Annotated in this window: 17 protein-coding genes, 1 tRNA gene and 1 riboswitch; of the genes, 14 read left to right on the plus strand and 4 right to left on the minus strand. The window is 72.1% G+C overall.

What is annotated here, in order from left to right; all coding sequences use genetic code 11:
* Window positions 1–141: 141 nt before the first annotated feature.
* Window positions 142–311, plus strand: a riboswitch (cyclic di-AMP (ydaO/yuaA leader).
* 4 nt (window positions 312–315) lie between these two features.
* The 9 genes from GBN72_RS26905 to GBN72_RS26945 all read left to right on the plus strand — a co-directional run bounded on the left by GBN72_RS26905 (window position 316) and on the right by GBN72_RS26945 (window position 10171).
* Window positions 316–1011 carry a LysM peptidoglycan-binding domain-containing protein gene (locus GBN72_RS26905; protein WP_151774488.1) on the plus strand — a complete coding sequence of 232 codons (696 nt, stop codon included), beginning with the start codon at window positions 316–318 and terminating at the stop codon, window positions 1009–1011.
* 306 nt (window positions 1012–1317) lie between these two features.
* The gene (gene eno / locus GBN72_RS26910; protein WP_439959818.1) at window positions 1318–2598 is read left to right on the plus strand and encodes a phosphopyruvate hydratase; all 1281 of its coding nucleotides are present in this window, start codon (window positions 1318–1320) and stop codon (window positions 2596–2598) included.
* Between the two features lie 228 nt (window positions 2599–2826).
* Complete coding sequence (locus GBN72_RS26915) at window positions 2827–3351, plus strand: FtsB family cell division protein (RefSeq protein ID WP_151774490.1); 525 nt, start codon at window positions 2827–2829, stop codon at window positions 3349–3351.
* 36 nt (window positions 3352–3387) lie between these two features.
* Window positions 3388–3996, plus strand: coding sequence for a DUF501 domain-containing protein (locus tag GBN72_RS26920; protein ID WP_151774491.1), 609 nt, complete (start codon window positions 3388–3390; stop codon window positions 3994–3996).
* Complete coding sequence (locus GBN72_RS26925; protein ID WP_151774492.1) at window positions 3993–4934, plus strand: Ppx/GppA phosphatase family protein; 942 nt, start codon at window positions 3993–3995, stop codon at window positions 4932–4934. Before GBN72_RS26920 ends, GBN72_RS26925 begins: the two co-directional genes overlap by 4 nt.
* Before the next feature lie 275 nt (window positions 4935–5209).
* The gene (locus GBN72_RS26930) at window positions 5210–6439 is read left to right on the plus strand and encodes an LPXTG cell wall anchor domain-containing protein (RefSeq protein WP_151774493.1); all 1230 of its coding nucleotides are present in this window, start codon (window positions 5210–5212) and stop codon (window positions 6437–6439) included.
* A gap of 460 nt (window positions 6440–6899) precedes the next feature.
* Window positions 6900–8300, plus strand: a complete 1401-nt coding sequence (locus GBN72_RS26935; protein ID WP_151774494.1) for an NAD(P)/FAD-dependent oxidoreductase — start codon at window positions 6900–6902, stop codon at window positions 8298–8300.
* Window positions 8301–8661: 361 nt separating this feature from the next.
* On the plus strand, window positions 8662–9792 hold the full coding sequence (locus tag GBN72_RS26940; protein WP_501207497.1) for a lytic polysaccharide monooxygenase: 1131 nt from the start codon (window positions 8662–8664) through the stop codon (window positions 9790–9792).
* Between the two features lie 296 nt (window positions 9793–10088).
* Window positions 10089–10171, plus strand: a tRNA-Leu gene (locus GBN72_RS26945).
* 87 nt (window positions 10172–10258) lie between these two features.
* On the opposite strand, the gene GBN72_RS26950 is transcribed toward GBN72_RS26945, so the two are convergent.
* From GBN72_RS26950 to GBN72_RS26960, 3 genes are all read right to left on the minus strand, one after another.
* The gene (locus GBN72_RS26950) at window positions 10259–11476 is read right to left on the minus strand and encodes an acyltransferase family protein (protein WP_246212952.1); all 1218 of its coding nucleotides are present in this window, start codon (window positions 11474–11476) and stop codon (window positions 10259–10261) included.
* Between the two features lie 425 nt (window positions 11477–11901).
* Window positions 11902–14031 carry a bifunctional polysaccharide deacetylase/glycosyltransferase family 2 protein gene (locus GBN72_RS26955; RefSeq protein ID WP_439959822.1) on the minus strand — a complete coding sequence of 710 codons (2130 nt, stop codon included), beginning with the start codon at window positions 14029–14031 and terminating at the stop codon, window positions 11902–11904.
* 158 nt (window positions 14032–14189) lie between these two features.
* A complete protein-coding gene (locus GBN72_RS26960) occupies window positions 14190–14780 on the minus strand; it encodes a hypothetical protein (protein ID WP_151774497.1) in 591 nt (196 codons plus the stop codon).
* Between the two features lie 303 nt (window positions 14781–15083).
* Here GBN72_RS26960 and GBN72_RS26965 point away from each other — a divergent pair, with 303 nt between their 5' ends.
* The 3 genes from GBN72_RS26965 to GBN72_RS26975 all read left to right on the plus strand — a co-directional run bounded on the left by GBN72_RS26965 (window position 15084) and on the right by GBN72_RS26975 (window position 18525).
* Window positions 15084–15998: a chitosanase gene (locus tag GBN72_RS26965; protein WP_151774498.1), complete on the plus strand. Its 915-nt coding sequence runs from the start codon at window positions 15084–15086 to the stop codon at window positions 15996–15998.
* 134 nt (window positions 15999–16132) lie between these two features.
* Window positions 16133–17353: an acetyl-CoA C-acetyltransferase gene (locus GBN72_RS26970; RefSeq protein ID WP_151774499.1), complete on the plus strand. Its 1221-nt coding sequence runs from the start codon at window positions 16133–16135 to the stop codon at window positions 17351–17353.
* A gap of 374 nt (window positions 17354–17727) precedes the next feature.
* A complete protein-coding gene (locus GBN72_RS26975; protein ID WP_151774606.1) occupies window positions 17728–18525 on the plus strand; it encodes a hypothetical protein in 798 nt (265 codons plus the stop codon).
* An 873-nt stretch (window positions 18526–19398) separates the two neighbouring features.
* Here GBN72_RS26975 and GBN72_RS26980 read toward each other — a convergent pair.
* The gene (locus tag GBN72_RS26980; RefSeq protein ID WP_151774500.1) at window positions 19399–20787 is read right to left on the minus strand and encodes a cystathionine beta-synthase; all 1389 of its coding nucleotides are present in this window, start codon (window positions 20785–20787) and stop codon (window positions 19399–19401) included.
* Between the two features lie 167 nt (window positions 20788–20954).
* Between GBN72_RS26980 and GBN72_RS26985 the strand changes: the two genes are divergently transcribed.
* Window positions 20955–22034 (plus strand): SGNH/GDSL hydrolase family protein, encoded by a 1080-nt coding sequence (locus GBN72_RS26985; protein WP_151774501.1) that lies wholly within the window; start codon window positions 20955–20957, stop codon window positions 22032–22034.
* A gap of 129 nt (window positions 22035–22163) precedes the next feature.
* Window positions 22164–23066 (plus strand): Bax inhibitor-1/YccA family protein, encoded by a 903-nt coding sequence (locus GBN72_RS26990; RefSeq protein WP_151774502.1) that lies wholly within the window; start codon window positions 22164–22166, stop codon window positions 23064–23066.
* Window positions 23067–23137: the final 71 nt, after the last annotated feature.

The following is a 23137-nucleotide window of genomic DNA, read 5'->3' on the forward strand; positions in this document are numbered from 1 at the left end:
GAAGTGAGAGATGGGTCTCAGAAGCCCTGATCGTCTTTGAAATCCCGGCCATGGCGTGGCTAACGTCGAACCGCTCGCTCCAGCGGCGGGCCCCGGCGGCCGTCACGCCTAATCCTGCCAACGGCCGTACGGGACTTGTCGTCGCGTCATGCGCCGCAGGCAGGAGCGGGGGAACCAGGTAAGCGCCGGGCCCGGTGGACAGTCCGCCGGGACCGGCTAGGGGTGAAGCCGCGCACCGGAAGGTGCGCGGCCGGGCGACCCTCATAGCCCGAACCCGACAGCTCACCTCGCAGGCGTCGGTGAGGGGATACCTCCATGTCGTTTACCTGCCAGGGCAAGCACCGTCGTCCGTCCAAGACCAAGCGCGCTCTCGCCGTCGCCGGCCTCACCGGCGCCGTCGTGGCCGCCCCGCTGCTCACGGCGGGCACCGCGTCCGCCGCCACGGAGTCCGAGTGGGACACCGTGGCCCAGTGCGAGTCGGGCGGCGACTGGTCGATCAACACCGGCAACGGCTTCTACGGCGGTCTGCAGTTCACCAACTCGACCTGGGCCGGCTTCGGCGGCACGCAGTACGCGGCCTCCGCCGACCAGGCCACCAAGGCCCAGCAGATCGAGATAGCCGAGAAGGTCCTCGCGGAGCAGGGCCCGGGCGCCTGGCCGCACTGCGGCACCGGCCTGTCCAGCGCTCCGTACCAGGGCGGCGCCGCCGAGGCCCCCGCCCAGGAGGCGCCGCAGCAGGAGGCTCCGGCCCCCGCGCCGCAGCCCGAGGAGACGGCGGCCCAGCCCGCCAAGGCCAAGAAGTCCGCGAAGGCCGAGAAGGTCACCACGCCCACCGGCGAGAAGGTCCTCAAGGGTGACGGCGAGTACAAGGTCGTCAAGGGCGACTCGCTCAGCAGGATCGCCGAGGAGCACGACGTCAAGGGCGGCTGGAAGAAGCTCCACAAGCTCAACAAGGACGTCGTCGAGGACGCGCGGCTGATCTACCCGGGCCAGATGCTCCACCTGAGCTGACCCGGTCCCGGGCCGGAGGTCCGAGGGGCGGACAGCCCTGAGATCCCGCGGTCACCGGAGATCCCGCCCCCGTGCGCGTCACCCTCGCGCACGGGGGCGGACCCATTTCCCCGCAATCCGCCTCGGGACTTTTTGTTTCGGGCCGGAACAATTAATCTCCTGTTACCCCTCCGTACGGGGGGCGACCGGCTGGCCGATCCCGCCCGGCCGGTTAGGCTCGGTCTCGCAGAGCCACGGAGGCTGTGCACCCCGTGCCGGACCAGGTGGTCCGGCACCACACGCGTCACATCCCAGAAGGAGATGCTCGTGCCGTCCATCGACGTCGTCGTAGCCCGGGAAATCCTGGACTCCCGAGGCAACCCCACGGTCGAGGTCGAGGTCGGCCTCGACGACGGCAGCACCGGCCGTGCCGCCGTCCCGTCCGGCGCCTCCACCGGCGCCTTCGAGGCCATCGAGCTTCGCGACGGCGACAAGAACCGCTACCTCGGCAAGGGCGTCGAGAAGGCCGTCCTCGCCGTGATCGAGCAGATCGGCCCGGAGCTCGTCGGTTACGACGCCACCGAGCAGCGCCTGATCGACCAGGCGATGTTCGACCTGGACGCCACCGACAACAAGGGCTCGCTCGGCGCCAACGCCATCCTCGGCGTCTCCCTCGCCGTCGCCCACGCCGCCGCCGAGGCCAGCGACCTGCCGCTCTTCCGCTACCTGGGCGGCCCCAACGCGCACCTGCTGCCGGTGCCGATGATGAACATCCTGAACGGCGGCTCGCACGCCGACTCCAACGTGGACATCCAGGAGTTCATGATCGCGCCGATCGGCGCCGAGTCCTTCTCCGAGGCCCTGCGCTGGGGCACCGAGGTCTACCACACGCTGAAGAAGGTGCTGAAGACCAAGGGTCTGTCCACCGGCCTCGGCGACGAGGGCGGCTTCGCCCCGAACCTCGGCTCCAACCGCGAGGCCCTGGACCTGATCCTCGAGGCGATCAAGGAGGCCGGTTACACCCCCGGCCAGCAGATCGCCCTCGCCCTCGACGTCGCCGCCTCCGAGTTCTACAAGGACGGCAAGTACCTCTTCGAGGGCAAGGAGCGCTCCGCCGCCGAGATGACGGAGTACTACGAGGAGCTCGTCGCGGCCTACCCGCTCGTCTCCATCGAGGACCCGCTGTTCGAGGACGACTGGGACGGCTGGAAGGTCATCACCGAGAAGCTGGGCGACAAGGTCCAGCTCGTCGGCGACGACCTCTTCGTCACCAACCCGGAGCGCCTCGGCCGCGGCATCGAGGAGGGCGCCGCCAACGCCCTGCTGGTCAAGGTCAACCAGATCGGTTCGCTGACCGAGACCCTGGACGCCGTCGAGCTGGCCCAGCGCAACGGCTTCAAGTGCATGATGTCCCACCGCTCCGGCGAGACCGAGGACGTCACCATCGCCGACCTCGCCGTCGCCACCAACTGCGGCCAGATCAAGACCGGCGCACCGGCCCGCTCCGAGCGCGTCGCCAAGTACAACCAGCTGCTGCGCATCGAGGAGATCCTCGACGACGCCGCGGTGTACGCCGGCCGCAGCGCCTTCCCGCGCTTCAAGGGCTGACCCCGCCGGGCCCCGGCAGGAGGCCCCAGGCCCCTGCCGAAGCCCGCAGGACCCCCGGCCGGCGCCACGGCTGGCACCGTGCCCCCGGAGCACCGCTCCGGGGGCACGCCCCTGTCCGCGCCCCGCCCCGCCCCGGCGTCACGTACCGTGTGCGGGGAAAGAGCACACGGACAGGCACGGCACGGCAACGGCACGGCACGCGGACGCCGACGGGGAGGCGCGGAGAAGATGGCGCAGAACCGGGACCGGTTCTCCACGACCACCCGGCTGCGGCTGCTCGGTGAGCAGACCGCCGCCCGCGTCTACCGCTCCCAGACCCGCCGCCAGGCCCGCCGTTCGCGGCTGACCGGCCGGGCCGCGCTGCTGGCCCTGGTGCTGTGCACCCTGATCGTCGCCCTGGCCTACCCGACCCGGCAGTACGTCTCCCAGCGTGCCGAGATCGCCGAGCTGGAGGAGGAGCGCGACGCCGCCCGTGAACGGGTGGAGGAACTGCGCGACCTCAAGGCGCGTTGGAAGGACGACGCCTACGCCGAGCAGCAGATCAGGAAGCGGCTGCACCACCTGCGGCCGGGCGAGACCGGTTTCACCGTGCGCGGCGCCGCCTCCGCACGGAGGCAGGACGCCGGCCGCCCGACCGCGGACCGCCCCTGGTACGCCGTCCTGTGGGACGCCGTCGATAATGCCGACAAGGCCGACAAGGCCGACACCGCCGCCGGGGCCGACGGCGCCGGCACCGCGGCCGCGGCCCGCTGAGCCCCACCCGTAGACCGAGAGAGCAGAACCCCAGGCATGGAAACGCCCCCGCCGCCCACCGAGCGCACCGAGCCCACCGAAGCGGACGTCGAGGCGTTCCAGCTCCAGCTGGGCCGCCCCCCGCGCGGCCTGCGCGCCATCGCGCACCGCTGCCCGTGCGGACAGCCGGACGTCGTGGAGACGGCCCCGCGGCTGCCGGACGGAACGCCCTTCCCGACGACGTACTACCTGACCTGCCCGCGCGCGGCCTCCGCGATCGGCACGCTGGAGGCGGACGGCGTCATGAAGGAGATGACCGAACGTCTGCGGACCGACGAGGCGCTCGCCGCCGCCTACCGGGCCGCCCACGAGGACTACATCCGGCGCCGTGACGAGATCGAGGTGCTGCAGGGCTTCCCCAGCGCGGGCGGCATGCCCGACCGGGTCAAGTGCCTGCACGTCCTGGTCGCGCACTCCCTGGTGGCCGGGCCGGGCGTGAACCCGCTGGGCGACGAGGCCCTCGCGATGCTGCCCGAGTGGTGGCGCAAGGGCCCGTGCGTCACGCCGGGCGCCTGCTCCGCCGACGCCGACGCGGCTGATGCCGGTGCCGGTGCCGGTGCCGGTGCCGAGGCCGCGGCCGGCGGCGACGGGGAGGCCGGCGCATGACCCGGGTCGCCGCCATCGACTGCGGTACGAACTCCATCCGCCTCCTGGTCGCCGACGCCGACCCGGCCACCGGAACCCTCACCGACCTCGACCGGCGGATGACCGTCGTCCGGCTCGGCCAGGGCGTGGACCGCACCGGCCGGCTCGCCCCCGAGGCGCTGGAGCGCACCTTCGCCGCATGCCGCGAGTACGCCGCCGTGATCGAGAAGCACGGTGCCGAGCGGATCCGCTTCGTCGCCACCTCCGCCTCCCGGGACGCCGAGAACCGCGACGAGTTCGTGGCCGGGGTCCTCGCCATCCTGGGCGTCGAGCCCGAGGTGATCACCGGCGACCAGGAGGCGGAGTTCTCCTTCACCGGCGCGACCCGGGAACTCGCGGGCCGCACCGACCTGGAGAAGCCCTTCCTGGTGGTGGACATCGGGGGCGGCTCCACCGAGTTCGTGGTCGGCGACGACCGGGTGCGCGCCGCGCGCTCGGTGGACGTCGGCTGCGTGCGGATGACCGAGCGCCACCTGGTCGACGAGGGCGTGGTCGTGGACCCGCCGACCGAGGAGCGGATCGCCGCGATACGGGCCGACGTGGAGGCCGCCCTGGACCTCGCCGAGCGGACCGTTCCGCTGCGCGAGGCCCGCACCCTGGTCGGCCTGGCCGGCTCGGTCACCAGCGTCTCGGCGATCGCCCAGGACCTGCCGGAGTACGACTCGCGGGCCATCCACCACTCGCGGGTCTCCTACGAGCGGGTCCGCGAGATCACCGGCCGGCTGCTGGGCTCCACCCACGCCGAGCGCGCGGAGATCCCCTCGCTCCACCCCGGCCGGGTCGACGTGATCGGCGCGGGTGCGCTGGTGCTTCGGTCGATCATGGAGCGGACCGGCGCGCGGGAGGTCGTGGTCAGCGAACACGACATCCTCGACGGCATCGCCTGGAGCATCGCCTGAGCGCTCGCTCATGCTCGCGCATGACATGAGTCACACAACCGGTGCGGACCGGGAGGGCAACCCTCCCGGTCCGCACCGTTTTGCACCCCGCCCCCGGTCCGCGGGCCCGGAGGGGTCCCGCGAAAGACCAGGGCGGATCCGGTCAACGCCTCATAAAATCCAGGGGGTTGATCATCGTCCGTGCGTCACGCGCAGGCGGCCCCGGTGAGGGCCCCGGCGGTGGTCCCGCGCAGTCTTCCGCACACGTCACGCATTTCGCCCCAGGAGGCATGCTCGTGCAGAAACGCCGTTACCTGGCAGTGGCCGCCGCTCTCGCCGTCACCTCACCGCTCGCCCTGGCCGCCGCCTCGCCGGCGTTCGCGGACCCGGCGCCGGTGGTCGCCGAGTCCGGCTCCGGCCGGAACCTGCAGGATGCCGTCACCGAGGCCCGCGCGGTCCACGTCGAGGCGATGCGGGCGCGCATCGAGGCCTACGACGAGGTCCTGGCCCTCCTCGAGTACGACAAGGACAACCCGCCCGCGCTGGTGGTCGCCGCCGAGAAGACGCGGAAGGTCGCCGAAGAGGCGAAGGCGGCGCTCGACGCGGCGGTCAAGCGGGTGGACGACGCCGAGGCCGCGCTGGCCGGGGCCGACGAGGCCGGGAAGGCGGCCGCCGAGCAGGAGCTGGCCGACGCCGAGCTCGCCCTCACCGACGCCCGGCAGCACCACCTCGAGGCGGCCGAGGCCGCCGAGAAGGCCGACACCGAGCTCGACGACGCCGAGGTCGCCGTGCTGCGCGACTACGAGCTCGCCAAGCAGGCCGAGAAGGCCGCCGAGGAGGCGCTCAAGAAGGCCGAGGCGGCCCTCGAGGACGCCAAGGACTGCAAGAAGGACACGTCGCTGAAGGCCACGGCGCTCGGCCTGCCCGAGCAGCTGGTCGCCGGCGAGCAGGCGACCTTCACCTTCCGGATGACCAACGGCAGTGAGCACACCCTCGACATCCGCCCGCTGACCTTCATCGTCATCGACTCCGGCGGCGACCAGGACGACCTGAAGGCCGAGTGGAAGGACGGCGACGGCTGGAAGGGCCTGGAGACCGCCGAGAGCCCCGACGTGGTCTTCGAGGGCGTCGAGCCCGGTGAGCGCGTGGACGTCCGGATGCGGCTGACGCTCGACAAGGATGCCGAGGAGGGCCACGCGGTGGCCGCCTTCGCCGTGGACCCGGCCGAGGGCTCGCTCCCGTGCCTGTACGGGCCGATGAAGACCTACGACCTGAAGGTGCTGCCGGCCGGCAGCACGCCCAGCCCCTCGCCGTCCGGGTCCGGCGACCCCTCGGCGAGCCCGAGCCCGAGCCCGTCCGGCTCCGGCACCCCGGGCGCCACCCCGCAGGGCGGCAGCACCGGCGGCGGTCTGGCCGCGACCGGTTCCGAGATGACCTCGGTCGCCCTGGCGGCCGCCTCCGCGCTGGTGCTGGGCGCCGGTGCGGTCGCCGCCTCCCGGCGACGCAAGGCGGGCGCCCGGACCTGACCGGCCCGTGGCCCACGGCCCGGCGGAGCGCACCCGCGCCCGCCGGGCCGTGGCATGTCCGCCCCACGTCAGAGCGGTGCGGGGCCCGTGCGGGACGTTCCGGGGCGCCTCCGCGGAAAACCTTCGTGAACTTCTTCACAAGGAATTGGCCCCTGGAGGGCGACAAGTGGGCCGAAGGGCCGTCCCGAGGGGGCGGAACCGGGGGTTCCGGGCGTTCGGGGGAGGCGTTCGCGGGAAGCCGCGGACGGTTGGCCGCACCGTTGTTTCGTGATCCTCACACCGCTCTTACATCGACAAGGAGCAGCTCACGGGCCATTGACAACGACAGTGGGGTGCACAGCGTTCCCCGCTGACGCAATGATCTGGATCACGGTGAGCCGCGCAGTGTAGCAGAGCACCGGTAGAAGCTTGTGAAGGGGCGCACGAAGGGCACCCGCTTACCGGGTGGATACTCGATGCCATGAGCACCACGGAGCGTCCCAGGATCCTCGTTGTAGGCGGTGGGTACGTAGGCCTGTACGCGGCACGACGCATTCTGAAGAAGATGCGCTTCGGTGAGGCGACCGTCACGGTCGTCGACCCGCGCTCGTACATGACCTACCAGCCCTTCCTCCCCGAAGCCGCCGGCGGCAACATCTCGCCGCGCCACGTCGTCGTCCCGCTGCGACGCGTGCTGCGCAAGGCCGAGGTGCTGACCGGTCGCGTCACCACCATCGACCAGGACCGCAAGGTCGCCACGGTCGCCCCGCTCGTCGGCGAGGCCTACGAGCTCCCCTTCGACTACCTCGTGGTCGCGCTGGGCGCGGTCTCGCGGACCTTCCCGATCCCGGGTCTGGCCGAGGAGGGCATCGGCATGAAGGGCGTGGAGGAGGCCATCGGCCTGCGCAACCACGTCCTGGCCCAGCTCGACAAGGCCGACTCGACGACCGACGAGGAGATCCGCCGCAAGGCGCTCACCTTCGTCTTCATCGGTGGCGGCTTCGCCGGCGCCGAGACGATCGGCGAGGTCGAGGACATGGCCCGCGACGCGGCCAAGTACTACAAGAACGTGTCCCGTGAGGACATGCGCTTCGTCCTGGTCGACGCCGCGGACAAGATCCTCCCCGAGGTCGGCCCCAAGCTCGGCCAGTACGGCAAGCAGCACCTGGAGTCGCGCGGCGTCGAGGTGCACCTGTCCACCTCCATGGACTCCTGCGTCGACGGCCATGTGGTCCTGAAGAACGGCCTCGAGGTCGACGCGGGCACCATCGTGTGGACCGCCGGCGTCAAGCCGAACCCGGTGCTCTCCCGCTACGGCCTGCCGCTCGGCCCCCGCGGCCACGTGGACTGCGCCCCGACCCTGCAGGTCCAGGGCACCGACTACATCTGGGCCGCGGGCGACAACGCCCAGGTTCCGGACCTGGTCGGCCGTGCCGCCGGCAACCCGAACGCCTGGTGCCCGCCGAACGCGCAGCACGCGCTGCGTCAGTCCAAGGTCCTGGGTGACAACGTCCTCTCGGCGATGCGCGGCTTCCCGCAGAAGGACTACAAGCACGCCAACAAGGGCGCGGTGGCGGGCCTCGGCCTCCACAAGGGCGTGGCGATGATCGTCATGGGCAAGATGAAGATCAAGCTCAAGGGCCGTCTCGCCTGGTACATGCACCGTGGCTACCACGGCATGGCCATGCCGACCTTCAACCGCAAGATCCGTGTCCTCGCGGACTGGACCCTCGGTGCGCTGACCAAGCGCGAGGTCGTCTCGCTGGGCGCCATGGAGCACCCGCGCGAGGAGTTCTACGAGGCCGCCAAGCCGGCGCCGGCCGTCCCGGCCGCGGCCACCGGCGGCACGTCCGAGAAGGTCGAGGAAAAGGCCAAGGCCTGACCTCCCGTCACCTCGTCGAGCCCGAAGGGGCTGCCCACCTTCCGTGGTGCGGGCAGCCCCTTCGGGCTTTTCGGGGTCCGCGACCGGTTGTCGCCGGTTGCGGGTGGTTGCCGCACGGTTGCTGGGGGTTGTCGCCGTTGCTTTTCGGCCGATCGTTTGCTTTTCGGACGCCGGTGGTCGACGGCGCCGATGTTTCGGGATGTTTCGGTGACGCGGCCTGTTTACAGGGGGTTCACACGCGCCCTATGGTCCCAAGTGGGAGCGCTCCCACCCCCACGTTTCAATGTCATGCTCCTGTCGCGCACGAGGCGGACGGCCCTGCGGCGCGTACACCGGCATGACCGGCGAAAGGTCACGTGCCGTGATCAGATTCACCCGCCGCTTAGGCGGCACGAAGCGCAAGACATCGTTGCTCACCGCGTTCGCCACCGCGCTTTCCGGTCTCGGCCTGGTGCTGATCGCCCAGGGGCCCGCCGAGGCCCACGGCGTGGCCATGTCCCCCGGCTCGCGGACCTACCTCTGCTACAAGGACGCGGTGTCCGGATCCGGCGGGGTCTCGCCGACCAACGCGGCCTGTGCCGCCGCCATCGCCCAGAGCGGCTCCTCGTCGCTGTACAACTGGTTCGCGGTGCTCGACTCCAACGCCGGCGGGCGTGGACAGGGCTACGTGCCCGACGGGACCATCTGCAGCGCCGGTGACCGGTCCCCCTACGACTTCAAGGGCTACAACCTGGCCCGCAACGACTGGCCCAAGACCCACCTGACGTCGGGTGCCAGCATCCAGCTGAAGTACAGCAACTGGGCCGCCCACCCGGGCGAGTTCCGGGTGTACATCACCCGCCAGGGCTGGTCCCCCACCTCTCAGCTGAAGTGGTCCGACCTGTCGCTGGTCCAGACCGTCTCCAACCCGCCTCAGTCGGGCTCGGTCGGCACGGACGGCGGCCACTACTACTGGAACACCCCGCTTCCGTCCGGGCGTTCCGGTGACGCGCTGATGATGGTCCAGTGGGTGCGGTCGGACAGCAACGAGAACTTCTACTCCTGCTCCGACATCGTCTTCGACGGCGGCAACGGTGAGGTCACGGGCATCCGCAACGGCTCGACCCCGCCGCCCACGACCCCGCCGCCCACCACGCCTCCGCCGACCACGCCGCCGCCCACCACCCCGCCGCCCACCGGGGGCGACAGCTCCTGCATGGCCCACTACAAGGTGGTGAACGCCTGGAGCGGTGGCTTCCAGGGCGAGGTCCAGGTCATGAACCACGGCACCGCCGCCACCAAGGGGTGGAAGGTCAACTGGACCCCGGGCAGCGGGACCAGCATCACCAGCCTGTGGAACGGCAGTCAGACCACATCGGGTGGAGCCGTGACGGTCTCCAACACGGCCCACAACGGATCGATCCCGGTGAACGGCTCGACCACCTTCGGGTTCACCGCCAACTCGACGGGCAACGACCTGCCGTCCGGCACCATCTCCTGCACGGCCTCCTGACCGCGCGGGACCGCACCTCCTGAGGGTGACGGGTCTGTGGGCAGCCGCCCGGCTGTCCACAGACCCGGCACGGGGCACCGCGGCGATTCGAGCGGACCCCTAGGGGCAAGAGGTGAAATCTCGTCAATCACCTGTTGACGAGGGTCACCGACTGCCCCAAGCCTGACGGGTGCGTACGGAACGACGGTTTCTGACGGGTCGTCAGAGGCCCGTAAAATAAGACAACTTCGTAGGTGTGCGGCTGTTCGAATGGGCTCCCGCCGCTAGGCTCAGGCCTCGCTGCGCGCCCATGACCGGCCCGGGTGGTGGAATGCAGACACGGCGAGCTTAAACCTCGCTGCCCCTCGGGGGCGTACCGGTTCGAGTCCGGTTCCGGGCACATCCGTTCAACCGGCCCTGATCTGTCGGAGGGCCTCCCGCGCCGGTGCGGCGCCCAGCCGGGCGCCGCACCGGCGCGGTGCGCGTGTCAGCCCCGGTGCGGTGCGGCCGGGGCCCTGCCCCGTCGTCCGGCGGGCCGCCCGGGCCGGGCGGGCCACAGGCGGGGCCGTCGCTTCGCCGCCACGTCCTCGACCCAGCCCACGGCGAGGACCGCCAGGGCGAGGAGCGGCCAGACCAGGGCGAACATCCAGACGTTGGACGTGCTGTCGAGGGCGGCCGACGCACGGTCGCTCTCCATGAAGGGGAGCCGGTAGGCCAGGTCGATGACCGGCGCCGTCGCCGTGATCGCCAGGTTGTGCCAGAGGTAGATGGTGACCGCGCGGTTGTTGGAGAGGGTCACCAGCCCGTCCCACTTCGCCAGCCGCCCCGGGAGCTCCCGCCAGGACGGGGAGTACTGGAGCAGGATCACCACGAAACCGAACGACCAGGTGGCCTGTGCCAGCGGGATGCCGTTGAGGTCCCAGCCCTCCGGGCCCGGGTGGGCCGACGCCCACCACAGACCGAAGGCCATCACCAGGGATGCCAGGGAGACCGAGACGTACCGCGGTATCCGTTGCAGCAGGCCGTCGTGGTGGGCGAAGCCCAGGACCCAGCAGGCGCCGTAGACCGCGAAGTCGGTGACCGCCTCGCCGGTCTCGCCGGGGATCGTCAGCACGCCGGTGCCGACGACGGCCGTCAGGAGGAGCGGGGCCAGCAGCGTCGGCCAGGGCGCCCGGCGGAACGCCCACAGCAGCAGCGGGGAGGCGATGACGAACCACAGGTAGGCGCGCAGGTACCACAGGGGACCCACCGCCTGGTCGGCCCAGCTGGGCTCCAGCCAGTCCACCGGGGCGCCGGCCTCCGCGGGGAAGGGCGGCGCCCCGAAGGGGAAGACGTAGTTGACCAGGGCCGCCCAGCCCCAGGCGCCGTCCTGGTCGGGGTCCTGGGACGGGTCCCAGCCGCCCGCGAACAGCAGCACCAGGGCCACCGCCGCGAACGCCCACAAGGGGGGAAGCAGGCGGCGGATCCGCCCGCGGATCACGGACGCGGCCGGCCGTTCCAGCGAACGCGCCATCAGCGAGCCCGCCAGCGCGAACATCACGCCCATCGACGGGAAGACCACCGTCAGCCAGGCCCAGCCGAAGCAGTGGTACGCCACCACGCGGACCAGGGCGACGGACCGCAGCAGGTCCAGGTACCGGTCACGGCCCGGCTTCCGGGCCGCCTCGGCCGGGGCCGCGGTCGGCGCCGCCCCGGCTCCGGGCACCGGCTCCGTCTGCGGCGTCCGCGCGTCCTGGCCGTGGCCGGGGTAGGGCGAACCCGCCCCTTGGCCGTCGCCCGCGTACGACGTCCGCGCGCCGGGACCGGTGCGGTCGTACGGCGTCCGGCTGCCCTGGCCTTGGCCCGCGTAGGGCGTGCGCGCGTTTTGGGCGGCGTGGTCCGCGTAGGGCGTGCGCGCGTCCTGGGCGGCGTGGTCCGCGTAGGGCGTACCCGCGTCCTGGCCGCCGTGGCCCGGGTACGGCGCACCCGTGTCCTGGCCGGTGTACGCGGCGTACCGCGGCTGCGGGTGCCGGCCGGTGTGGTCGGCGTAGGGGAGGGGTTCCGCGGCGTGGCCGGGGTGGCCCGGGTACGGGTGCGCGTACCGCTCCTCCGGCTCCGGGCCCGGGCCCGTTCCGTCCGTCTGTCCGTGCGTCATGCCACCGGCCTCCGGTCGTCGCCGCCCCGTACCCGCTGCTGCGGTATGACCCCGTCGACGGGCGCCCCCACGACGCCGGTCCGCCGCAGCTTCTGCCAGCGCAGCCGGCCGCCGGTCAGCGCGGTGATCCACGACTGGAGCAGCACCACGTACATGAGCTGGCGGTAGAGGAGCTGCTGCAGCGGCAGCGAGACGAGGTGGCTCATCCGCTCGCGGTCCAGGCGGAAGGCGTACGCCGCGCAGACCGCCTGGAGGGCGAGGACACCCAGCCAGGCCACGATCGTCTGCCGGGTCGGGCCGAAGACGACGCCGTAGAGCAGGAAGACGTCGATCAGCGGGGCCAGCAGCGGGGCCACGACCATGAAGAGGGAGACGAAGGGAAGGCCCACGCGGCCGAAGCGACCCGAGGGGCCCTTCTCGATCACCGAGCGGCGGTGCTTCCAGATGGCCTGCATGGTGCCGTACGACCAGCGGTACCGCTGGGACCACAGCTGCTGGACGGACTCCGGCGCCTCGGTCCAGGCGCGGGCGTTCTCGGCGTAGACCACGCGCCAGCCGGCCCGGTGGAGCGCCATGGTGACGTCGGTGTCCTCGGCGAGGGTGTCGTCGCTCATGCCGCCGATCGGCTCCAGGGCGGAGCGGCGGAACGCCCCGACCGCGCCCGGGATGGTCGGCATGCAGCCGAGGATGTCGTACATGCGGCGGTCCAGGTTGAACCCCATCACGTACTCGATGTGCTGCCAGGCGCCGATCAGGCTGTCCTTGTTGCCGACCTTGGCGTTGCCCGCCACGGCGCCGACCCTCTGGTCCGCGAAGGGCTGCACGAGTTCACGCACGGTGGAGGGCTCGAACACGGTGTCGCCGTCCATCATCACGACGATGTCGTACCGCGCGTTGGCCAGGCCCCGGTTGAGCGCCGCCGGCTTGCCGGCGTTGAGCTGACGGATCACCCGCACGTTGGGCAGACCCATCGCCTGGACGATGCCGGCGGTGCCGTCGGTGGAGCCGTCGTCGATGACGAGGACCTCGACCGGGTGGTCGCTGGCCATCAGGGAACGGACGGTGTTCTCGATGCACTTGGCCTCGTTGTACGCCGGCACCAGCACGGTCACCGGTTCGGTGACCGGCGGGCCCCAGCGGAAGTTCCTGCGCCGGACCCGGCGGGCGTGGGCGCCGGCGAGCACGAGCATCATCACGAAGCGCGCGATGACCAGGGTCCCGATGACCGCGAGGCCGGCCACCAGGGCGTCGGTGGTCCTCTCCGCGGCCTGCACCAGGAAGGTCCATGCCTTGCCCGTCCACAGGTCCGCCCCGGTGACCTCGCTGTGCGCGCTGGGCGCGTCCAGGGCCTCGGTGAGGTTCTCGAACCGGTAGCCCTTCTCCTTCAGTTCGGGCAGGAACCGGGCGAGGGCCGCGACGGTCTGGCTGCGGTCTCCGCCGGAGTCGTGCATCAGGACGATGGCGCCCTCGCCGTTCTCGGGCGTGGCGCGGCGGATGATCTCGTCGACGCCGGGGCGCTTCCAGTCCTCGCTGTCGGTGTTGTTGAGGACGGTGATGTAGCCGCGGCTGCCGATGTACTCGGTGACCGGCCAGGAACTGTCGTCCATGGCCGCGGCGAACGAGGAGTACGGGGGGCGGAAGAGCGAGGTGCGGATGCCCGCCGCGCCGGTGAGCGCCAGCTGGTTCTGGGAGAGCTCCCGGTCGATGCGCGCCTGGGACTGGAGTGCGAGGTCGGGGTGGTTGAAGGTGTGCAGGCCGATCTCGTGACCCTCGTCGACCATGCGCCGCACGAGGCCCGGATGGCGGGAGGCCATGGTGCCGGTGACGAAGAAGACCGCGTGGGCGTCGTGCTCCTTCAGCACGTCCAGCACCTTGGGCGTCCACTCCGGGTCCGGGCCGTCGTCGAAGGTGAGGACGAGCCGGTGGTCGGGCACGCTCAGGCTCTGCGTCCTCCCGGCGCGGGCGTCGATGACGGGGCCGCCCTCGAGGATCTCCTCCGGCACCCGGTCGGTGGCGGCGGGCGGCTGGACCCGGTGGTCGGCGAGGATCTCGCTGTGCACGTAGCCGCGCAGCATCAGCATCACGGTCATGACGACCAGGAACAGCGAGGGCAGCAGGTAGCGCAGGGGCAGCAGCGTGGGGGGCCGGCGGCGTGGACGGCGTCGGCGGCCACGGGAGGAAGGCCCGCGGCGGGTACGCGGTGAGGTCACGGGAAGTTCTCTGGGAAGGGGCGTCGGCGGTGCGGACGCCCGTGGGATCGGTGGGGGATTGCCGTGGCGGACGGTTATCGGCCGGCCGGGGCGGTGGGCGTCGCCGGCGCGAGGCCGGCGGAGGTGTCCGCGGCCGGTGCCGTGGGCGACGGCTCCGGTACCTGGTCCGTGGCGGCGCCCTCGAGTGCGGGGTCCGCGCCGGACGGTGAGGGAGCGGCGCCGTCGGAGAGCGAGGTGGGCTCCGGCTGCTCGGCCGGCGCGTCCAGCCGCTGTTTCTGTTCCGGAACCGGGAGCCAGGGCGCGGAGGAGTTCCCCGACAGCAGCGTGACCACGATGGCCACCGCGTAAACCGCGCAGACGAGGCCGATCAGCGTGCCGAGGCGCCGGAAACGCCTGCTGCGGCGGCCGGAGGAGTCCACGAAGACGGGACCGTCCTGCCCGGGCGCGGCCTCGGACCGCCGGGCCGGCATCCCGGCGTCCCGGCCACGGTCGCCGATGGAGACGGCCTTGAGCTGGACCGTGACCTCGATCGGCCGGTCGGCGTTCCGGCCCTCCATGGAAAGGGCCTTGAGCTGGACGGTCGCCTCGTCGGGCCGGTCGCCGGAGCCCGGCCGGACGCCGTGCGTCCGCCGGCCGTGCCGGTTGTCGTCAAGCCAGTCGTCCACTGCGACGCACACTCCCAAAAAACACATATCGGGTGCGCACGTGAACCCGAGTCGACGCACTTCTTTGCGGGAGCGAAAATCGGCGGTCCGAAATTCGCCACTGGCGCGCACTGCCTGAGCAGGCGTCAAGGGGGCGCGCGAGGCGGTGGGGTGGTGCCGCCTTCGGGAGTCTACTTTGTAGGGGGATATTAATGGAATGGCCGAAGTTGCTCGACCTCAGTCCGAAAGGTGACGAGGAAGATGAACTTCCGGTCTGTTGTGCCCGTCGGGTGAGGTTCCTGGGGCTGTGGCTACTGTGTGCCCATGAAGCGTGCCGGATGCCTGCTCCTCGCGTTCGTCCCCGTCGTCGTGACCGCAGGGGCCTATTTCTTCACGCCCGCACAGCCGGGGGGTGAAGGGCTGGGCGGTTCGGCCGCGTCCGCCGGCGCGCAGGGCCGGCAGGAGTCCAAGGCCGCCGCCGAGGGTGCCGAGGGCGCCGAGGACGCCGAGCTGGTCGACGGACTGCCGCCGGGGCTCGCCGACCCCGTGAAGAAGGAACTCGCCCAGCGGATCGTGGCGAGCGCCGTGAACTCCACGACCCGGTGGCGGGAGACGTACGGCTCCATCACGGACACCGGCGACGGGCGGGGCTACACCGCCGGCATCCTCGGCTTCTGCACGGGGACCCACGACCTGCTCGCACTCGTCGAGCGGTACACCGAGGACCACCCCGGCAACGGGCTCGCCCGCTACCTGCCCGCGCTGCGCGCGGTGGACGGCACGGACTCGCACGAGGGCCTGGACCCCGGGTTCACCGAGGCGTGGCGGGCGGAGGCGGAGGTGGAGGCCTTCCAGGCCGCCCAGGAGGCGGAGCGCGACCGCGCCTACTTCGACCCCGCGGTCCGTCTGGCCAAGCTCGACGGCCTCGGCGACCTCGGGCAGCTCGTCTACTACGACGCCATGGTGCTGCACGGCCCCGGCACCGAGAGGAACGGCTTCTACGAGCTCCGCGAACGGGTGATGGCCGATGCCGACACCCCGGCGGAGGGCGGGTCCGAGGAGGAGTATCTCGACGCGTTCCTGGACGTGCACCGGGCGGCCGTCGTGGCGAGGGAGCGGGGCGGTGACGACACCGGCCGTGTCGACACGACGCTGCGGCGGTTCCTCGACGACGGCAACTTCCGCCTGAGCACCCCGCTGGAGTGGCGGATCGGCGGGCGGACGTACCGGGCGGCGTGAGCTCCACGGGAAAAAAGCAAGCGCTTAGAAAAATGCGGCCGGTGTCACACCCCCATCACGGTGACCGGGCGGGTACGGGCCGGTAACTTCCCAGAAGGTCCGCCCCATCCGCAGCGAACGCCTCTGGAGCCGTGATGCCCGAAGCCGTGATCGTCTCAGCCGCCCGTTCCCCCATCGGCCGTGCCTTCAAGGGCTCCCTCAAGGACCTGCGTCCGGACGACCTGGCGGCCACCATCATCCAGGCCGCCCTGGCCAAGGTGCCCGAGCTGGACCCGCGGGACATCGACGACCTCATGCTCGGCGTCGGTCTCCCCGGCGGCGAGCAGGGCAACAACCTCGGCCGCATCGTGGCCGTCGAGATGGGCATGGACTTCCTGCCCGGCTGCACCGTCACCCGGTACTGCTCCTCCTCGCTCCAGACCAGCCGCATGGCGCTGCACGCCATCAAGGCCGGCGAGGGCGACGTCTTCATCTCCGCCGGCGTCGAGATGGTGTCCCGCTTCGTCAAGGGCAACTCCGACAGCCTCCCCGACACGCGCAACCCGCTCTTCGCCGACGCCGAGGCGCGCACCGCCGAGGTCGCCCAGCAGGAGGGCACCACCTGGCACGACCCGCGCGAGGACGGCCTGGTCCCCGACCCCTACATCGCGATGGGCCAGACCGCCGAGAACCTGGCCCGCCTCAAGGGCGTCACCCGCCAGGAGATGGACGAGTTCGGCGTCCGCTCGCAGAACCTCGCCGAGAAGGCCATCAAGGACGGCTTCTGGGCACGCGAGATCACCCCGGTCACGCTGCCCGACGGCACCGTCGTCTCGGCGGACGACGGCCCGCGCGCCGGCGTCACCCTGGAGGGCGTGCAGGGCCTCAAGCCGGTCTTCCGCCCCGACGGCCTGGTCACGGCCGGCAACTGCTGCCCGCTCAACGACGGCGCCGCCGCCCTGGTGATCATGTCGGACACCAAGGCCCGCGAGCTCGGCCTGACCCCGCTCGCCCGCATCGTCTCCACCGGCGTCTCCGGCCTCTCCCCGGAGATCATGGGCCTCGGCCCGGTCGAGGCCTCCCAGCAGGCGCTGCGCCGGGCGGGCCTGTCCGTCAAGGACATCGACCTGGTCGAGATCAACGAGGCCTTCGCCGCCCAGGTGATCCCCTCCTACCAGGACCTCGGCATCGACCTGGACCGCCTGAACGTCAACGGCGGCGCCATCGCCGTCGGCCACCCCTTCGGCATGACCGGCGCGCGCATCACCGGCACGCTGATCAACTCCCTCCAGTGGCACGACAAGCAGTTCGGCCTGGAGACCATGTGCGTCGGCGGTGGCCAGGGCATGGCCATGGTCATCGAGCGCCTCAGCTGACCTCACGCGCGCGCCCTCCGGGGCGCGGCGTGCGACGGCCCCGCCCCCCGGTTTCTTCCCGCCGGGGGGCGGTGCCGCGTGCTCTGCGGGACGCGACCGGTGCCGTCCCGTGACCCAACCTCCGCCAGGATGTGACCTATCTCCCTCGCGGCCCGTCACGGCGGGAGAACGCGCAGGTCAAGCGGCCTACGCCGGTCGATGCGCCCCCGTCGTGCGCCCGATTCGCGGTGGTTCGCACTGACAGGCGGGGCGTGCAGGCGTCAAGCTCGATGGTGGAACTCGATGTAGGAAAGTCGGGGTCGACTCGTACGGGGGTGCGCCGGTCGTCGTCCGGTGCGTTTGTTCGTGGAACCGGGAGTACGTCAGTGAGCGCCATGCAGACCGCCCTGCTGGTCATCTCCGCCGCCGCGTGCGCCGTGGGAGCAGCCGTCCTCGTCGCCCTGCGGCGCCTGCGTCGGGAGTTCGCCGCGGTGCGCGCCGAACTCGAGGCCGCCGTGGGACCCGCCGCCTCCTCCTCCGGCTCCGCCGGACGGGACGGTGCCGGCGCCCGGGTGCCGGCCGCGCGGCCCGCCTCCGACGCCGAGGAGATACGCGCCGCCGTCGCCGAGGCGCTCGCCGAGGAGCGGGAGCGGGAGCTGGCCGAGGCGCGTGCCTTCTGGGCCGCGCAGGAGGCGCGGGACGCGTCGGAGGCGCGGTCCCTGCTGGGGCTGCCGCAGGACGGCGAGTTCTTCCTGCCGCACCCCGCGGACTTCGCCGGGCTGGAGCTCGACGCCGAGGGCGAGGGCGAGTCCGCCGAGCTGGCCGCCGCGCGGCGGCGCCACCCCTCCCACCCCGACTTCACCCCGGCGGGGGCGCAGTCCCCGACGATCGCCGACGACGAGCAGACGCTGGCGCGGCTGGAGGAGCTGGCCCAGGCGGAGACGCCGCTGGCGGACGTGCGGCCGGGGCCGATGGGGACGCTCGACGTGTACGAGTTCGCCGACGGTACGACGCTGTGCGTGACGCCCGGGCACCGGGAGACCGCGGAGCGGCTCGCCTCCGCCGTCCGTGACGGTGAGGCCCCCTCCCTGCTGGGCGGCTCCGGCATCTCCGGCGGCTACGTCCTCACCTTCACCTGCGGCCCCACCGACAACGTCTGCGTCCTGGCCGACCGCGTCATCGCCTCCCTCTGACCCCCCCGAGGCGCCCAGGCCGCGCCCTTCCCGCCCGCGGGCCGTGCCGCCATGCGGTACGTGGTCCGTACCGTCCCCGCCTACGCCAATCGTGCCGCCGCGCGGCGCGGAGCTCCCGCCCTTCCGTCTGCGGGCAATCGTGCCGCTGACGTACGCACGCGGCGGCTCGCTCCGCGGAACGTAAGCCCCTGGGAAGGGGGCGGGTCGGGGGATGAACAGTGCTGTCCGCCTGGCCCGGACTTGAGCACGCCGCAGTGAGGTCACGCGTGTACGGAACCGCCCGCTTGCGCGTGGTGGATGGGACCGCTCGCCGCGGAGGCCGGGGCCTGCGCCCGCCCGTGCCGCCCCCTGGGCGGCCCAGCCGCCCGCAGGGGGGGCGACAGCACCTGCCCGTTGGGCGGTGCGGCAGCACGGGCGGCGGCCCGGCCGCCCGCAGGGGGTGTGGCAGCACCTGCCCGCGGGGCGGTGCGGCAGCACGGGCAAGGTGACCGTTCAGTCGCCCGCAGGGGTGGGGCGGCAGTGAGGCAAGGGTGAACGTCCAGCTACCCGCGGGGGGTGCGGCATGCGCCCGCAGGGCCGCTGTGAGGAGCGGGCCGCTCGGCGCGCCGCAGGGGGCCCGTGGACGCGGGGCCGTGCCGTGTGGGCGGGGGACTGTCGCGGGAACCGCCGCGCCCCCCGTTGCCGGGGGGCCGGGACGACGGCGGTTCCCGCGATGGACGCGGACCGGGTCAGGACCGGGCATCGCGCGTACCGGCCGAGGCGGGGAGCCGCTCCCACTCTCACCGGCAGGAACAACCATGCCGGACCCGTGTTAACCCCATGCTGCGCGCACGTGACGCGCGAGTACCACTTCCGGCAACGCCGACGCCGCCGTCAGCGCTCCCCGCCCTTCGCGAGGAAGGACAGCAGGTCCTGCCGGCTGACGACCCCCGTCGGCTTGCCGTCCACCAGCACGATCGCCGCGTCCGCGGACCCCAGCACCGCCATCAGGTCCTCCACCGGCTCACCCGACCCCACCTGCGGCAGCGGCGCGGACATGTGCCGCTCCAGCGGGTGGTTCAGCTCCGCCCGCTTGGTGAACAGCGCGTCCAGCAGCTCCTTCTCGACGACGGAGCCGACGACCTCCGCCGCCATCACGTCCGGGTGACCCGCCCCCGGCTTCACGATCGGCATCTGCGAGACGCCGTACTCGCGCAGCACCTCGATGGCCTGGCCGACCGTCTCGTCGGGGTGCATGTGGACCAGCGACGGCATGCCGCCGTCCTTGTCGTCGAGCACGTCGGAGACCCGCGCGCTCGGGCCGCTGTCCTCCAGGAAGCCGTAGTCGGCCATCCACTCGTCGTTGAAGATCTTGCTCATGTAACCGCGGCCGCTGTCCGGCAGCAGCACCACGACCACATCGTCCGGGCCGAGCTTCCTCGCGACCTCCAGCGCCGCCACCACGGCCATGCCGCAGGAGCCGCCCACCAGCAGGCCCTCCTCCTTGGCGAGGCGGCGGGTCATCTGGAAGGAGTCCTTGTCGGAGACCGCGACGATCTCGTCGGCCACCGTCCGGTCGTAGGCGCTGGGCCAGAAGTCCTCGCCCACGCCCTCGACCAGGTACGGGCGGCCGGAGCCGCCGGAGTAGACGGACCCCTCCGGGTCGGCGCCGATCACCTTGACGCGGCCCTCGCTCGCGTCCTTCAGGTAGCGGCCGGTGCCGGAGATCGTGCCGCCGGTGCCCACGCCCGCGACGAAGTGGGTGATCCTCCCCTCCGTCTGCTCCCACAGCTCGGGGCCGGTGGAGTGGTAGTGGGAGAGCGGGTTGTTCGGGTTGGAGTACTGGTCCGGCTTCCAGGCGCCGGGGATCTCACGGACCAGGCGGTCGGACACGTTGTAGTACGAATCCGGGTGCTCGGGGTCGACGGCCGTCGGGCAGACCACGACCTCCGCGCCGTACGCGCGCAGTACGTTGATCTTGTCCGTGCTGACCTTGTCGGGGCAGACGAAGACGCAACGGTAGCCCTTCTGCTGTGCCACGATGGCCAGGCCCACGCCGGTGTTCCCGCTGGTCGGCTCGACGATGGTGCCGCCCGGCTTCAGCTCGCCGCTCTGCTCCGCCGCCTCGATCATCCGCAGGGCGATGCGGTCCTTCACCGATCCGCCGGGGTTGAAGTACTCGACCTTGGCGAGGACCGTGGCCTCGATCCCTTCGGCCACCCTGTTGAGCCTCACCAGCGGCGTGTTGCCGACGAGACTGATCATCGAGTCGTGGAATTCCACCGTTGTCTCCGGTCGCTTTCGTCATTGATGCGGTGGGCCCCACCCTACGGGCCCTGACCGACCGTCGCGGACTCGTCACGATCGCGATTGGCGGACCACCTCCACGGGGCAAGCAAGGAGTAACCGGGCGGTACGGGGCGCCGGCGACGAGGAGGTGGCGGCGAGGGATGTCGAGCACGTCGAGGGCACGCGTGGCCCGGCGGATCGCGGCCGGAGCCGCGTACGGCGGGAGCGGGATCGGTCTGGCGGGCGCCGCGGCCGCAGGACTGCTGCTGGCCGAGATCCATCTGGCCCGGCGGACGGTGACCAACGGGTACGACCCGCACGTTCCCGGCGCCGACGGGCTGTACGGGGCGGGATTCGCCACACCGGTGAACCCGCCGCTGCGGCTGGTGATGCTGGGCGACTCCACGGCCGCCGGGCAGGGCGTCCACCGCGCCGGGCAGACGCCCGGCGCGCTGCTCGCCTCGGGGCTGGCGGCCGTCGCCGAGCGGCCGGTCCGGCTGCGGGTGGTGGCGGTGCCCGGGGCCACGTCGGAGGACCTGGAACGGCAGGTGTCCGAGGTCGTCGCCGGCGGGGACGGGCCGCCGGACGTCTGCGTGGTCATGGTGGGCGCCAACGACGTCACCAGCCGGACCCCGGCCACCCGCTCGGTGCGCTGCCTGGCGGCCGCCGTGCGGAGGCTGCGCACCGCGGGGGCGGAGGTGGTCGTCGGCACCTGCCCGGACCTGGGCACGGTCGAGCCCATCCAGCAGCCGCTGCGCTGGCTGGCCCGCCGGACCTCCCGGCAGCTCGCCGCGGCCCAGACCATCGGCGCGGTGGAGCAGGGCGGCCGGACCGTGTCGCTCGGCGACCTGCTGGGCCCCGAGTTCGCCGCCCATCCGCGTGAACTCTTCGGCCCCGACTCCTACCACCCCTCCGCCGAGGGCTACCAGACGGCGGCGATGGCGGTGCTGCCCACCGTCTGCGCGGCGCTGGGGCTGTGGCCCGCGGAGGAGGAGCGGCCGGACGCCACCCGCGACGAGGGCTTCCTGCCGGTGGCCCGTGCCGCGGCCGCGGCGGCCGAGGAGGCGGGCACCGAGGTGACCGCCGCCTCGCCCGGAGGTGTCCGCGGGGCCTGGGCGCTGCTCAAGCGGCGGCGGCGCCGCCGGGTGAACCCTCCACCGGCGCCGGAGCCCGCCCCGGCGGAACTCCGCGGGGGTCTCGGGGGTCTGCCCGGCATGGGCCGGGGCCCGGGCCGGGCATAGGGAGGACGCGTAAGGCGTTGCATCGCGAGGGAGGGGAAGGAAAGATCCTACCCAAGCAGTAGAGGCAAGTTTTTGCCTGTCCATTACTCTTGAGCCCAAGGCCGCGCAAGGTGGCCATGGAGGAGTGAAATGAGGAGCAGCAACCCGGTCTTCTCGCGACGGGGGTTCAGCCGCGACAACGGCTACGCGGGCTTCAACACCGCGCCGCAGGCCGGGGGAGCAGCTGTCGGCACGCAGGGTGCCAACCCGTACGCGCAGAACCCGCAGGCGCAGAACCCGTACGCGCAGAACCCTTACGCCCAGCAGGACGCCGCCCAGTACGGTGCCCCGCAGGCCCCGGCGTCCGCCGGCCGCATGACGATGGACGACGTCATCATGCGCACGGCGACCACGCTCGGCGTCCTGATCGTCACCGCCGCGCTCGCCTGGGCGCTGCTGCCGGTCGACATGGGCAACATCAACCGTTCCTACGGCATCGCGATCGGCGCGGCCCTCATCGGCTTCGTGCTGGCGATGGTCCAGTCGTTCAAGCGCAAGGCCTCGCCGGCGCTGATCCTGACCTACGCGGCCTTCGAGGGCGTCTTCCTCGGGGTCCTGTCCAGCATCGTGGACACGCACATCGCGAGCGGCGCGGCCATGCAGGCCGTGCTCGGCACGATGGCGGTCTTCGCGGCGGTCCTGTTCGCGTACAAGATGCGCTGGATCCGGGTGAACCGCCGCTTCGCCGGCTTCGTCATGGCGGCCGCGCTGGGCTTCGTCCTGCTGATGATGGTCAACATGCTGTTCGCCGTCTTCGGCGGCGGTGACGGCCTCGGCTTCCGCAGCGGCGGCATGGGCATCATGTTCGGCGTCATCGGCGTCCTGCTCGGTGCCTGCTTCCTCGCCCTGGACTTCAAGCAGGTCGAGGACGGCATCGCCTACGGCGCGCCGCGCGAGGAGTCGTGGATGGCCGCGTTCGGCCTGACGCTGACCCTGGTCTGGATCTACACGGAGTTCCTCCGTCTGATCGCGATCCTGAACAGCAGCGACTGATCACCGCTCCTCCGCTCGAGCGAGGAAGGGCCCCGGGTCTCCCGGGGCCCTTCCGGCGTTCCGGGGCCCTT

Origin of the sequence: Streptomyces abyssomicinicus (genome assembly GCF_008974245.1) — a bacterium.
Taxonomy (GTDB): Bacteria; Actinomycetota; Actinomycetes; order Streptomycetales; family Streptomycetaceae; genus Streptomyces; species Streptomyces abyssomicinicus.

Excerpts from the sequence above, each read along its gene's own strand:
- GBN72_RS26925 (WP_151774492.1), top strand. The coding sequence starts at position 3,993 with ATGACCCGGGTCGCCGCCATCGACTGCGGTACGAACTCCATCCGCCTC.
- GBN72_RS26970 (WP_151774499.1), top strand. The coding sequence starts at position 16,133 with ATGCCCGAAGCCGTGATCGTCTCAGCCGCCCGTTCCCCCATCGGCCGT.
- GBN72_RS26985 (WP_151774501.1), top strand. The coding sequence starts at position 20,955 with ATGTCGAGCACGTCGAGGGCACGCGTGGCCCGGCGGATCGCGGCCGGA.
- GBN72_RS26915 (WP_151774490.1), top strand. The coding sequence starts at position 2,827 with ATGGCGCAGAACCGGGACCGGTTCTCCACGACCACCCGGCTGCGGCTG.
- GBN72_RS26905 (WP_151774488.1), top strand. The coding sequence starts at position 316 with ATGTCGTTTACCTGCCAGGGCAAGCACCGTCGTCCGTCCAAGACCAAG.
- GBN72_RS26975 (WP_151774606.1), top strand. The coding sequence starts at position 17,728 with ATGCAGACCGCCCTGCTGGTCATCTCCGCCGCCGCGTGCGCCGTGGGA.
- GBN72_RS26965 (WP_151774498.1), top strand. The coding sequence starts at position 15,084 with ATGAAGCGTGCCGGATGCCTGCTCCTCGCGTTCGTCCCCGTCGTCGTG.
- GBN72_RS26920 (WP_151774491.1), top strand. The coding sequence starts at position 3,388 with ATGGAAACGCCCCCGCCGCCCACCGAGCGCACCGAGCCCACCGAAGCG.
- GBN72_RS26935 (WP_151774494.1), top strand. The coding sequence starts at position 6,900 with ATGAGCACCACGGAGCGTCCCAGGATCCTCGTTGTAGGCGGTGGGTAC.
- GBN72_RS26990 (WP_151774502.1), top strand. The coding sequence starts at position 22,164 with ATGAGGAGCAGCAACCCGGTCTTCTCGCGACGGGGGTTCAGCCGCGAC.